The sequence below is a fragment of the Actinomadura sp. 6K520 genome (genome assembly GCF_004349245.1).
Taxonomy (GTDB): domain Bacteria; phylum Actinomycetota; class Actinomycetes; order Streptosporangiales; family Streptosporangiaceae; genus Spirillospora.
The window spans coordinates 19,868-32,240 of the sequence record NZ_SMLC01000020.1 but is presented as its reverse complement, the minus strand read 5'-3'; the positions used below and the strand labels follow the sequence as shown (position 1 = coordinate 32,240).

The 12,373-nt window shown below is 74.3% G+C and carries 13 protein-coding genes; 12 read left to right on the top strand and 1 reads right to left on the bottom strand.

Going from position 1 to position 12,373, the window contains the following annotated elements; all coding sequences use genetic code 11:
- Nucleotides 1-99 precede the first annotated feature (99 nt).
- The 3 genes from E1289_RS08130 (at nt 100) to E1289_RS08120 (ending at nt 3,246) form a co-directional block, all read left to right on the top strand.
- Entirely contained in the window at nt 100-1,224 is a 1,125-nt protein-coding gene (locus E1289_RS08130; RefSeq protein WP_243712689.1) for an iron chelate uptake ABC transporter family permease subunit, read from the top strand.
- Nucleotides 1,221-2,366, top strand: a complete 1,146-nt coding sequence (locus E1289_RS08125) for an iron chelate uptake ABC transporter family permease subunit (protein WP_243712688.1) — start codon at nt 1,221-1,223, stop codon at nt 2,364-2,366. The genes E1289_RS08130 and E1289_RS08125 overlap by 4 nt, the downstream gene beginning before the upstream one ends.
- A 91-nt stretch (nt 2,367-2,457) precedes the next feature.
- Nucleotides 2,458-3,246, top strand: a complete 789-nt coding sequence (locus E1289_RS08120; protein WP_243712696.1) for an ABC transporter ATP-binding protein — start codon at nt 2,458-2,460, stop codon at nt 3,244-3,246.
- A gap of 63 nt (nt 3,247-3,309) precedes the next feature.
- Here E1289_RS08120 and E1289_RS08115 read toward each other — a convergent pair whose 3' ends face one another.
- Nucleotides 3,310-4,626: a lysine N(6)-hydroxylase/L-ornithine N(5)-oxygenase family protein gene (locus tag E1289_RS08115; protein WP_131976937.1), complete on the bottom strand. Its 1,317-nt coding sequence runs from the start codon at nt 4,624-4,626 to the stop codon at nt 3,310-3,312.
- A 183-nt stretch (nt 4,627-4,809) separates the two neighbouring features.
- Between E1289_RS08115 and E1289_RS08110 the strand changes: the two genes are divergently transcribed.
- The 9 genes from E1289_RS08110 to E1289_RS08070 all read left to right on the top strand — a co-directional run bounded on the left by E1289_RS08110 (nt 4,810) and on the right by E1289_RS08070 (nt 12,108).
- Nucleotides 4,810-5,757 (top strand): methionyl-tRNA formyltransferase, encoded by a 948-nt coding sequence (locus E1289_RS08110; RefSeq protein WP_131976935.1) that lies wholly within the window; start codon nt 4,810-4,812, stop codon nt 5,755-5,757.
- A complete protein-coding gene (locus E1289_RS08105; protein WP_131976933.1) occupies nt 5,754-7,001 on the top strand; it encodes an ArgE/DapE family deacylase in 1,248 nt (415 codons plus the stop codon). Before E1289_RS08110 ends, E1289_RS08105 begins: the two co-directional genes overlap by 4 nt.
- Before the next feature lie 62 nt (nt 7,002-7,063).
- The gene (locus E1289_RS08100; protein WP_243712687.1) at nt 7,064-7,540 is read left to right on the top strand and encodes a hemerythrin domain-containing protein; all 477 of its coding nucleotides are present in this window, start codon (nt 7,064-7,066) and stop codon (nt 7,538-7,540) included.
- Nucleotides 7,541-7,633: 93 nt separating this feature from the next.
- Nucleotides 7,634-7,936 (top strand): urease subunit gamma, encoded by a 303-nt coding sequence (locus E1289_RS08095; RefSeq protein ID WP_131976931.1) that lies wholly within the window; start codon nt 7,634-7,636, stop codon nt 7,934-7,936.
- Nucleotides 7,933-8,262, top strand: a complete 330-nt coding sequence (locus E1289_RS08090; RefSeq protein WP_131976929.1) for an urease subunit beta — start codon at nt 7,933-7,935, stop codon at nt 8,260-8,262. Before E1289_RS08095 ends, E1289_RS08090 begins: the two co-directional genes overlap by 4 nt.
- Complete coding sequence (locus E1289_RS08085) at nt 8,255-9,973, top strand: urease subunit alpha (RefSeq protein WP_131976927.1); 1,719 nt, start codon at nt 8,255-8,257, stop codon at nt 9,971-9,973. Before E1289_RS08090 ends, E1289_RS08085 begins: the two co-directional genes overlap by 8 nt.
- Nucleotides 9,973-10,665 (top strand): urease accessory UreF family protein, encoded by a 693-nt coding sequence (locus tag E1289_RS08080; RefSeq protein WP_131976925.1) that lies wholly within the window; start codon nt 9,973-9,975, stop codon nt 10,663-10,665. The genes E1289_RS08085 and E1289_RS08080 overlap by 1 nt, the downstream gene beginning before the upstream one ends.
- A gap of 13 nt (nt 10,666-10,678) precedes the next feature.
- On the top strand, nt 10,679-11,392 hold the full coding sequence (gene ureG / locus E1289_RS08075; RefSeq protein ID WP_131976923.1) for an urease accessory protein UreG: 714 nt from the start codon (nt 10,679-10,681) through the stop codon (nt 11,390-11,392).
- Complete coding sequence (locus E1289_RS08070; protein WP_131976921.1) at nt 11,389-12,108, top strand: urease accessory protein UreD; 720 nt, start codon at nt 11,389-11,391, stop codon at nt 12,106-12,108. The genes ureG and E1289_RS08070 overlap by 4 nt, the downstream gene beginning before the upstream one ends.
- Nucleotides 12,109-12,373: the final 265 nt, after the last annotated feature.

Sequence of the window (12,373 nt, the reverse complement as noted above, 5' to 3'; positions counted from 1 at the left end):
TAAGCACAAGGTTCCCCGGAACCGATAAGGTATGGCTCACCTAACCGCGCTCCCGATGCCGGGCCGCGACCGGCCCATACCGGACAGGTTGTGATCCACGTGACGGAAGACACCCGGTCGCCCGGCCCGGTGGCCGCCGAACGAGCCGAGCGGAAGGCGTCCCCGGACGTCCCGGACGCCACCCGCCCCGGCGGCCACGGCGCGCGGTCCGGCGCCGGCTTCGGGCGGTCACGGGTCCACCGGCTCCTGTTACTGGCGGGGGCGCTCTGCCTCCTCGCGCTCCTGTGCGCGCTGTCGATCGCGGTGGGCAGCCGCCAGATCCCCCTCGGCCAGGTCCTCGCCGTCCTCACCGGGCCGCACGACACCCAGATCGGCCGCATCGTGTGGGACGTGCGCGTCCCCCGCACCCTCCTCGGCGTCCTCGCCGGGTCCGCGCTCGGGGTCGCCGGCGCGGTCATGCAGGCGCTGACCCGCAACCCGCTGGCCGACCCCGGCCTGCTCGGCGTCAGCGCGGGCGCCGCCTTCGCGCTGATGCTCGCCGTCGGGGTCATGGGCATGACCTCGCTGTACGGCTACGTCTGGTTCGCCTTCGCCGGCGCCCTGGCCGCGAGCGTCGTTGTGTACGTCGTGGGCGGGCTCGGCCGCGGCGGCCAGACGCCGGTCAAGCTGGCGCTCGCCGGGATCGCCGTCACGTTCATGCTGGAGTCGGTCACCCGCGGCGTCTCGCTGATCGACCCGCAGGTGCTCAACCGTTACCGCTACTGGGCGTCCGGCTCGCTGGCCGGGCAGGAGACCGCGACGATCCTGCAGGTCCTGCCGTTCCTGGCGGGCGGCGCGATCCTGGCGCTGAGCATCACCCCCGCGCTGAACAACATCGCCCTCGGCGACGACGTCGCCGCCGCGCTGGGCCGGCGGCTGGGGCGGATCCGCATGCGGGGCGCGCTCTCGGTGATGCTGCTCACCGGGGCGGCCGTCGCGGTCGCGGGGCCCATCGTCTTCATCGGGCTGGTCGTCCCGCACGCCGTGCGCGCCGTCAGCGGGCCGGACCAGCGCTGGCTCGTCCCGCTGACCGCGCTGCTGGCCCCCTGCCTGCTCCTGGCCGCCGACATCATCGGACGGGTCGTGGCCCGGCCCCAGGAGATCGACGTCGGCATCGTCGCCGCGTTCCTCGGCGCGCCGTTCTTCATCGCCCTGATCCGCCGTCGCCGCCTCGCCGAGCTGTGAGCGCCGCCCGTGAGCGGCCGCCGGACCGGCGCGCGCACCACGACCAGCAGACGCACCGGCCCGGACGGGGGAACACGAGCGTGATCGAGGTCTCCCGGCTCGGCGGACGCACCGCGGTACGGCTCGCCCGGCCGCCCGTGTCGGCGGTCGTGCGCCCCCGGCTGCTGGTGACGTGCGCGGTCCTGGCCTGCGCGACCTTCGCCGTCCTGTGCGTGAGCCTGACCACCGGCGAGTTCCCGCTGCCCGTGACGGAGGCGGTGCCTGCGCTGTGGGGCGGCGGCGACCCGGGCGCCAGGCTCATCGTCCAGGAGTTCCGGCTGCCGCGGGCCCTGGCCGGGATGCTCGCCGGCGCCGCCTTCGGCGTGTCCGGCGCGATCTTCCAGACCCTGACCCGCAACCCGCTCGCCAGCCCGGACATGCTGGGCATCACGCAGGGCGCGGGCGTCGCCGTGGTCGGCGGCATCGTGCTCGGCCTCGGCGCGGGCCTCGGCACCCAGACGCTGGGCCTGACGGGGGCGCTGCTCACCGCCGTGCTCATCTACGTGCTGGCCTGGAAGCGCGGCACCACCGGCTTCCGCATCGTCCTCGTCGGCATCGGCGTGAACTGGGTGTGCGTCAGCGCCACCCAGTACCTCATCGTCCGGGCGAAGGTCTACCAGGCACAGGAGGCCGTGGGATGGCTCGTCGGCAACCTGAACGGCCGGGGCTGGGAGAGCGCCCGCCCGCTCGTCCTCGCGCTGGCGGTGCTCGTGCCGCTCGTGCTGCTGCTCAGCCCCTGGCTAAGCGCGCTGCACCTCGGCGACCAGGTGGCGGGCGGGCTCGGCGTCCCGGTGCAGCGGGCGCGGCTGGCGCTGCTGTGCGCGGCCGTCGGCCTCGTCGCGTTCGCCACCGCGGCGGCCGGCCCGGTCGCGTTCGTGGCGCTGGCCGCGCCGCAGATCGCGCTGCGGCTCGCCGGCACCGCCCGGCCGCCGCTGACCGCCTCCGCGGTCACCGGCGCGCTGGCCGTCCTCGGCTGCGACCTGCTCGGGCAGCGGCTGTTCCCCGACCTGGGGCTGCCGGTCGGCGTCATCACCGGCGTGCTCGGCGCGCCGTTCCTGCTCTGGCTGCTCGCCCGCGCCAACCGCATCGGCTCTGGAGGCTGAACCCGTGACACGAACATCGTCCCCCCACCTCACCGCCCCGGCGGGCGCGGCGGAGCCGGCCGGGCCGGAGCTCCGGGCGAGCGGGCTCCGGCTGGCCTACGACGACCGCGTGGTGGTCGAGGACCTGGACCTCGTCGTCCCGCCCGGGAAGATCAGCGCGATCATCGGCGCGAACGCGTGCGGCAAGTCGACGCTGCTGCGCGCGCTGGCCCGGCTGCTGGCGCCGCGCGGCGGCACGGTGCACCTGGACGGGCGGTCCATCCACGCGATGCCCACCCGTCAGGTCGCGCGGCGCCTCGGCATCCTGCCGCAGGCGCCGGTGGCGCCGGAGGGGCTGACGGTCGTGGACCTGGTCGGCCAGGGCCGCGCCCCGCACCAGACGTGGTGGCGGCAGTGGTCGTCCGCCGACGAGGACGCGGTGACCGCGGCGCTGCGCGCGACCGGGACGCTGGAGTACGCCGACCGCCCGGTCGACGAGCTGTCCGGCGGCCAGCGGCAGCGGGCCTGGATCGCGATGGCCGTGGCCCAGGGCACCCCCATCCTGCTGCTGGACGAGCCGACCACGTACCTGGACCTCGCCCACCAGGTCGACGTGCTCGACCTGGTCGTCGACCTGAACCGGCGCGAGGGCCGCACCGTGGTCATGGTGCTGCACGACCTGAACCAGGCGTGCCGGTACGCCGACCACGTCATCGTGATGAAGTCCGGCGCGATCGTGGCCGAGGGGCCGCCCGGCGAGGCCGTCGACGCCGAGCTGGTCGAGGACGTCTTCGGGCTCCGCTGCCAGGTCGCCACCGACCCGGTCAGCGGCACCCCCCTGATCATCCCGATGGGACGCCACCACGGGGACCGGCGGGCCGGCGGCCGGGAGACCGCCTGACCGGTTCCCGGCCCCCGGGTTCCCGGCCCCGGCCCCGTGGATTCCGGCCCCCGGCCTTTGCCGTCAGCGGCGCACGGCGTACGGGTCGCGGGAACGGGCCCGCACGCGCCCGGCGACCGAGTCGGCGATCTCCCCGGCGCGGACGGCGGTGTTGGACAGCAGCGTGGAGCCGATGCCGTGCGTGTGCTCGGTGGCGCCCTGCAGGTAGATGCCGCACTTCATCGCCGCGCTCGTGCCGACGCTGTAGTCGCGTTCCATGTGCACGCCGCCGGAGGGAAGCCGCGGGCAGTACTCCCCCGCCTCGCCCAGCAGGGTCAGCGGGTCGCACGGCCGGTACCCGGTCGCGTAGACGAGCGCGTCGGCGTCCAGCACGACGCGCTCCCCGGTCGGCAGGAACTCCACCGAGGCCCGCACCCCGGCGCCGTCGGCGGCGACGTCCACGATCCGGGAGGCGTTGAGGATGCGCAGCCGCTCCTTCCCCGCCACCTTCTCCTGGTAGTGCCGCCGGTAGAGCTCGTCGATGAGCTCCAGGTCGACCACCGAGTAGTTGGTGGAGCGGTGGTATCCCATCAGCGTCCGCTTCACCTCCTCGGGGGCCGTGAAGAAGTGGTCGACCGCCTGGGGGTCGAAGACGCGGTTGGCGAAGGAGCTGTCGTCGGCGGGCGTGTAGCCGTACTTGGCGAAGACCGCGCACACCTCGGCGCCGGTGAACGTGCGGTGCAGGTAGTCGGTGACCTCCGCCGCGCTCTGCCCGGCGCCCACCACCAGCAGCCGCCGGGGGTCGCGCAGGCCGGGCGCGCGGTCGAGCAGTTCCTCGCTGTGCCAGATGCGGTCGCCGGCCACCGTGCCCTCGGGCAGCACCGGCTCCAGGCCGGCCGCGACGACCAGGTTGCGGGTGCGCCGCGTGGTGAGCTCGTCCGAGCGGCCGCCCTGCCGGACGACCACGTCGAGGTACTCGACGACTCCGCCGGACACGACCGGTGTGACGCCGACCACCTCGGAACCGTATTCGACCTGGTCATCGAAGGCGGACGCGGCCCAGTCCAGGTAGTCGTGGAATTCCGCCCGCGAGGGGAACATCGTCTTGTGGTTGATGAAGTCGGGGAGCCGGCCGCGGTCCTGCAGGTAGCTGAGGAAGCCGAATCCGCTCGCCGGATTGCGCAGGGTGACCAGGTCCTTCAGAAAGGACACCTGCATGGTCGTGCCCTCGATGAGCATTCCGCGGTGCCAGCCGAATCGCGGCTGTTTCTCCAGGAACACCGCGTCGACCGCCTCGCCGTGCCGGGCCTGCCGCTCCCGCAGCGCGATCGCGAGCGCGAGGTTCGAGGGGCCGAAGCCGATGCCGACGAGATCGTGGACATGCGTGTCCGAGGGGAGCATGTACGGGCCTTTCCTGGGGGACGGGACTGGGCCGGGCATACCTGCGCCGGGTCAGCGGCGGCCTGTGATCCGGCACATATCGCGCGGGTCGTCGGCTTCCCCTGATCCGGCACATGATTTAGGTTAGGTTTACCTAATGAAGGTGAGCCTAACCTTCCTCGATCGACGGCACAAGGAGGCCATATGCGGGTCGTGATGTTCGGCTACCAGACCTGGGGACACCGCACGCTGCGGGCACTGCTGGAGTCGGATCACGAGGTCGTCCTGGTCGTCACGCATCCCAAGAGCGACCACGCATACGAGAAGATCTGGGACGACTCGGTCGCCGACCTGGCCGCCGAGCACGGCGTGCCGGTCCTGCTGCGCAACCGCCCCGACGACGAGGAGCTGATGAGCCGCCTGAAGGAGGCCGACCCCGACCTCATCGTCGCCAACAACTGGCGCACCTGGATACCGCCGCAGATCTTCGGCCTCCCCCGGCGCGGCACGCTCAACGTCCACGACTCGCTGCTGCCCGCCTACGCCGGCTTCTCCCCGATCATCTGGGCGCTCATCAACGGCGAGGAGGAGGTCGGCGTCACCGCGCACATGATGAACGAGGAACTGGACGCCGGCGACATCGTCGTGCAGCGGGCCGTCCCGGTCGGCCCGTCCGACACCGCCGCCGACCTGTTCCACCGCACCGTCGACCTCATCGGCCCGATCGTCGCCGAGTCGCTGGACTTCATCGCGTCCGGCCGCACCGACTTCACGCCGCAGGACCGCGCGAAGGCCAGCTTCTTCCACAAGCGCTCCATCGAGGACAGCCGCATCGACTGGACCTGGCCCGCCGAGGACATCGAGCGCCTCGTCCGCGCGCAGTGCGACCCGTACCCCAACGCCTTCACCCACTACAAGGGCGAACGGGTCCGCGTCCTGAAGGCGTCGGTCTCCCGGGGCGTCTACGGGGGCACCCCCGGCCGCGTCTTCATCCGCGAGGGCGACGGCGTGGTCATCGTCGCCGGGGCGGAGGCCCGCCGCGGCCGCAGCCACGGCCTGCTCATCGAACGCGTCCGCACCGAGGACGGCACCGACCTGCCCGCCACCGAGTACTTCCGCAAGATGGGCGACTACCTCACCGACCGCCCATGACCCGGGCGGCCGCGGAAGGGCCGGACCCCGCGATGGCCGGCCTCCTCGCCGAACTGGTCCGCATCCCCAGCGTCGGCGGCTCCCCGGCGGAGACCGGGATCCAGGAACGGCTCGCCGCGTGGCTGCGGGCCGAGGGCCTCAACGTCGACCACTGGCCCATCCCCGTCGACGCCCTGGCCGCCGAGGAGGACTTCCCCGGCATGGAGGCCGCGCGCACCGAGGCGTGGGGCGTGGTCGGCCGCCTCCCCGGCACCGGCGGCGGCCGCTCCCTGCTGCTGACCTGCCATGTCGACGTCGTGCCGCCGGGCGACCCGGCCGCCTGGACCGGCGACCCGTTCAGCGGCCGTATCGAGGGCGGCCGCCTCTACGGACGCGGCGCCTGCGACATGAAGGGCGGCCTGGTCGCCGCGCTGTTCGCGGTGCGGGCCCTGCGCCGGACGCGGCTGCGCGGCGACGTGCTGATCGCCTGCGTCCCCGGCGAGGAGGACGGCGGCCTCGGCGGCTACGCCCTGCTGAACCGCGGCTGGCGGGCCGACGCCTGCGTCATCCCCGAGCCGACCGGCCTCGGCGTCGTCCCGGCCAACGCCGGGGCGCTGACGTTCCGGCTCCGGATCCGCGGCCGGGCCGCCCACGCGGCACGCCGCGACACCGGCGTGAGCGCGGTGGAGCTGTTCCTGCCGGTCTTCACCGCGCTCCGCGACCTGGAACGGCGCCGCAACACCGGCCCCGACCCCCTGATGGCACGCTGGAGGCTCCCCTACGCGATCGAGATCGGCACCGTCCACGCCGGCGACTGGTCCTCCACCGTCCCGGACGACCTGGTCGCCGAGGGCAGGATCGGCGTCGCCCTGGACGAGCCCGAGCACGCCGCCCGCCACGCCCTCGAACGAACGGTCGCGAACGTCTGCGCCTCCGACGACTGGCTGTCCCGCCACCCCGTCGAGGTCGAGTGGTGGGGCGGCCGCTTCGCCTCCTGCCGCCTCCCCCACCGCGACAACGGGCTGCTGGAAAACCTCACCAGGGCCCACACCGGCGTCACGGGCGAGGCGCCCGCCGTCTGGGGCGCCCCCTACGGCAGCGACCTGCGCCTCCTCACCGGCCTGGGCGGCATCCCGACCGTCCAGTACGGCCCAGGCGATGTCGCCCAGATGCACGCCCCCGACGAGCACGTGTCCCTGAACGAAGTGGCCACCGCCGCCCGGACGCTGACCGCCCTGGCCGTCTCCCACTGCGAACCCCACTGAGGACGAAGGTCCCGGTCCTGCCCGACCCTGTTCCCTATGGTGCGGCCCTTCCACCGGAGATCATGAAAGCGACCGATGAACGCCACCGAGGGGACGCCATGTGCAATTACTGCGGTTGCCGGGAATTCCCGCTGCTCGGGCGGCTGTCCCGGGAGCACCTGGAGATCGAGGAGACCTCCGGTGAACTGCGGCGGGCCATCGGCCAGGGCCGGTACGACGACGCCGTGCCGCTTCTGGACGAGCTCCTGGACCTGCTGGTGCCGCACACCGCCACCGAGGAGAGCGGCCTCTTCGCGGAGCTGCGCGCCGAGGGCTCGCTGGCCGAGGAGGTGGCGCGGCTCTGCGCCGAGCACGACGAGATCCACGCCGTGCTCGGGGCGATCGACCGCCGGGACCCGGACTGGCCCGCCGTGCTCGGCGCCCTGGGGAAGCTGCGCGAGCACATCGACCACGAGGAGCACGGCCTGTTCCCGGCGTCCATCGTCATGCTCGCGATGGACGCGTGGGACCGCATCACCCCCGCCCCGGTCGGCGGCTGACCTCGTCACCGAAAGGGCGGCGCGGCGTTAACTCGCCGTTAAATCCGCGCCGGATTCCGCTCGCGCCCTTTTCCCGCCGGTAATGTGCCGAGCGTGTTGATCAGCCCACACGAGCAGGAGCGCCTGCTCCTGCATGTCGCGGCGTCGGTCGCCCGCGAGCGCCGCGGCCGCGGCCTGCGGCTGAACCAGCCGGAGGCGACCGCCGTCATCGCGGTCCACGTGCTGGAGGGCGCCCGGGACGGGCGCTCGGTCGCGGAGCTGATGGAGTCCGGCCGCGCGGTGCTGACCCGGGAGGACGTCATGGAGGGCGTCCCGGAGATGCTCGACTCGGTGCAGATGGAGGCGACGTTCCCCGACGGCACGAAGCTCGTCACCGTGCACAGGCCGATCCCGTGACAGCGCGTCCGCTCGTCCCCGGCGAGGTCGTGCCGGCGGACGGCCCGCCGGTCGTGCTCAACCCCGGACGCGCGCGCGTCCGCGTCACCGTCGACAACACCGGAGACCGGCCCGTCCAGGTCGGCTCCCACTACCACTTCGCGGTGGCGAACCCGGCGCTGGAGTTCGACCGCGCCGCCGCCTGGGGGCACCGGCTGGACGTCCCGGCCGGCACCGCGGTGCGCTTCGAGCCCGGGCTGACCCGGGAGGTCGACCTGGTGCCGCTGGCCGGGCGGCGGGTGGTGCCGGGGCTCCGGGCGGAGCAGGCGGGTGCGCTGGATGGCTGAGCTGTCGCGGGCCCGGTACGCCCGGCTGTACGGCCCCACCGCCGGGGACCGGGTCCGGCTGGCCGACACCGACCTGTTCGTCGAGGTCACCGAGGACCGCAGCCGCGGCGCGGGGGCCGGCGACGAGGTGGTCTTCGGCGGCGGGAAGGTGATCCGGGAGTCGATGGGGCAGGCGCGCGCCACCCGCGCCGAGGGCGCCCTGGACCTGGTGATCACCGGCGCCGTGGTCCTCGACCACTGGGGCGTCGTGAAGGCCGACGTCGGAGTCCGCGACGGCAGGATCGTCGCGCTCGGCAAGGCCGGCAACCCCGACACGATGGACGGCGTCCACCCGGACCTCGTCATCGGGCCCTCCACCGAGGTCCTCGCCGGCAACGGCCGCATCCTGACGGCGGGCGCCGTGGACTCCCACGTCCACCTCATCTGCCCGCAACTGCTGGAGGAGGCGCTCGGCTCCGGGGTCACCACCGTCATCGGCGGCGGCACCGGCCCGGCCGAGGGGTCCAAGGCCACCACCGTGACGGGAGCCTGGTACCTGGGGCGGATGCTGGAGTCGCTCGACACCTGGCCGGTGAACGTCGCGCTGCTCGGCAAGGGCAACACGGTCGGCGAGGAGGCCCTGTGGGAGCAGCTGCGCGCCGGAGCGGCGGGCTTCAAGCTCCACGAGGACTGGGGTTCCACCCCGGCGGCCATCGACGCCTGCCTGCGCGTCGCCGACGCGTCCGGCGTCCAGGCCGCGCTGCACTCCGACACCCTCAACGAGGCCGGGTACGTCGAGTCGACGCTCGCCGCCATCGGCGGCCGCTCGGTGCACGCCTACCACACCGAGGGCGCGGGGGGCGGCCACGCGCCCGACATCATCACCATCGCCAGGCACCCCAACGTGCTGCCCTCGTCGACCAACCCGACCCGGCCGCACACCATCAACACCCTCGACGAGCACCTCGACATGCTGATGGTGTGCCACCACCTCGACCCGTCGGTGCCCGAGGACCTGGCGTTCGCCGAGTCGCGCATCCGGCCCACGACCATGGCCGCCGAGGACGTCCTGCACGACCTCGGCGCCATCTCGATGATCGGTTCGGACTCGCAGGCCATGGGGCGGATCGGTGAGACCGTGCTGCGCACCTGGCAGACCGCGCACGTGATGAAGGTCCGCCGCGGCCCGCTGGACGGCCCCGGCGACCCGGCCGACAACCTGCGGGCCCGCCGCTACGTCGCCAAGTACACGATCAATCCGGCGATCGCGCACGGGCTCGACGCCGAGGTCGGCTCCGTGGAGCCGGGCAAGCTCGCCGACCTGGTGCTGTGGCACCCGGCCTACTTCGGCGTCCGCCCCCAGGTGGTGCTGAAGGGCGGGATGATCGCCTGGGCGACGATGGGCGACGCCAACGCCTCGATCCCCACGCCGCAGCCGGTCCTGCCGCGCCCCATGTTCGGGGCCGCCCCGCTCACCGCCGCGAGCACGTCCGTGCACTTCGTGTCCCCCGCCGCCCTCGACGGGGGCATCGCCGACCGGCTGGCCGTACGCCGCGAACTGGTCCCGGTCAAGGACACCCGCGGGGTCGGCAAGCGGGACATGCTCCTCAACGACGCGCTGCCGCGCATCGAGGTCGACCCGGACACGTTCACCGTGTCCATCGACGGCGACGAGGTCGAGCCCGCCCCCGCGACGGAACTGCCGATGGCCCAGCGCTACTTCCTGTTCTGATGGTCCTGCCCGCGCCGCTGCTGCTCCTGGCCGACTCCCGGCTGCCGGCGGGCGGCCACGCGCACTCGGGCGGCCTGGAGCCCGCGGCGGCGGCGGGCGCGGTCACCGACGTGGAGACGCTCGTGAGCTTCCTGCGCGGGCGCCTCGCGACGACCGGTCTCGTCACGGCCGCCCTCTCCGCCGCCGCCTGCGCCCGCACCGCCCGCACGGCGGCCGACCACGCGCGGGACGGCGGCTGGGCGGTGCTCGACGCCGAGGCCGACGCCAGGATGCCGTCCCCCGCGCAGCGGCGGGCCTCCCGGTCCCAGGGCAGATCGCTGCTGCGCGCCGTCCGCACCGCGGCGCCGCACCCGGCGCTCGACGCGCTCGCGGCCTTCCCGGCGCCGCACCACCCGCTCGTCCTCGGCGCCGCCGTCGCCGGGGCCGGCGGCACGCCCGCGGCCGCGGCCTCGATCGGCGCGTACGGGGCGGTCACCGGTCCCGCGTCGGCGGCCGTGCGCCTGCTCGCCCTGGACCCGCTTGCCGTGCACCGCGCGCTCGCCGGGCTGGCCCCGCAGGTGGACGCCGTCGCCGCCGAGGCCGCCAGCTTCGCGGCCGGCGACCCCGCGGCGGCCCCGGCCGCGTCGGCGCCCGCGCTCGACGTCTTCGCCGAGCTGCACCTGCGGGCGGACCCGCGCCTGTTCGAGTCGTGACGAGAGGATCCCGATGGGCACGAACCACGATCACCTCCAGGATCCGCACCCGGCGGCCCCCGCCCGCGGGCGCCCGCTGCGGCTGGGCGTCGGCGGACCGGTCGGCAGCGGCAAGACCGCCCTGGTGGCGGCGCTGTGCCGGACGCTCGGCCGCGAGCTCGACCTTGCCGTGGTGACCAACGACATCTACACGACCGAGGACGCCGACTTCCTGCGCGGGAACGCGGTGCTGCCGGACGACCGCATCACCGCCGTCCGCACCGGGTGCTGTCCGCACACGGCCATCCGCGACGACATCTCCGCCAACCTGGACGCCGTGGAGGCGCTGGAGCGGCGGCACGGCCGGCTCGACCTGATCATCGTGGAGAGCGGCGGCGACAACCTGACCGCGACCTTCAGCCGGGGCCTCGCCGACCGGCAGATCTTCGTCCTCGACGTCTCGGGCGGCGACAAGGTCCCCCGCAAGGGCGGTCCCGGGGTGAGCGGAGCGGATCTGCTCGTCGTCAACAAGACCGACCTGGCCCCGCTCGTCGGCGCCGATCTGGGGGTCATGGACCGCGACGCCGCGCGGGTCCGCGGCGGCAGGCCGGTGATCTTCAGTTCGCTGCGCGAGCACCCCGGCGCCCCGGAGATCGCCGGCTGGGTCCGGTCCGTCCTCGCCGAGCACCGGGGGGCCGGGGCGGCGCCGGCCTCCGCGGGCACGGCACCGCCCACCGGGGCTCCGTGACCCGGCACTACACGGCGCATGCCGCCGTGCGCGCCGAGCGTGACGGCGCCGGGCGGGTCCGGCTGACGCGGCTGCGCTCGGACGGGCCGTACGCGCTCCGCGCCACGCCGGACGCCGTCCACCTGGTCGGGGCCGCGGCGGGGCCCCTCGGGGGCGACGAGCTGAACCTCGACCTGGAGGTCGCGGCGGGCGCCGCCCTCGCGGTGCGCTCGGTCGCGAGCACCCTGCTGCTCCCGGGCCGGGGCGAGTCCACGACCCGCATCCGGGCGACGGTCGCGGACGGGGCACACCTCGACCTCGCCCTGGAGCCGGCGGTCGCCGCGGCGGGGTGCCGCCATCGCGCCGTCACCGACCTCGCCCTGGAGTCCGGGGCCACGCTCCGCTGGCGTGAGGAACTCGTCCTGGGCCGGCACGGCGAGCCCGCCGGCCGGTACAGCGGCCGCGTCGACGTCACCGTCGGCGGCCGGCCCCTGCTGCGGAACGAGCTGCGGCTGCCCGACCGCGCCCTCCGCACGAGCGGCGCCGTCCTGGGCGACGCACGCTGCACCGGGAACGTGCTGCTCGTCGGGCACGGGCTGGCCGTGGAGCCGTACGCGGCCGACGGGATCGCGGTCATGCCGCTCGCCGGCCCCGGCGTGCTGGTCACCGCGCTCGCGCCCGACTCGGCGACGCTCCGCCGGCGGCTCCGCCAGGGCGAGGAACGCGCCCGCACCTGACCGCGGCGGCGGAGGTGAACCCGTGTTCACCGGCCGGAAACAGGCCGGAATCACGGGGGATACAGCACAGGGTTTCCATTGACCCGGCCCGCGAGGACGCGCCCGCGGTTCACCTGGCCGACCATTTCTGGAGTTACCGGTGCCCACTGAAACCCGCCGCGAATACCGGGCGGCCCGATTAACACCGCCTTAACGTTTCCGAACTGCCACCGGAAACAAGGGGACGCAATTCTGTACGCGGCGAACAAAGATTTCGGGGCCTGTC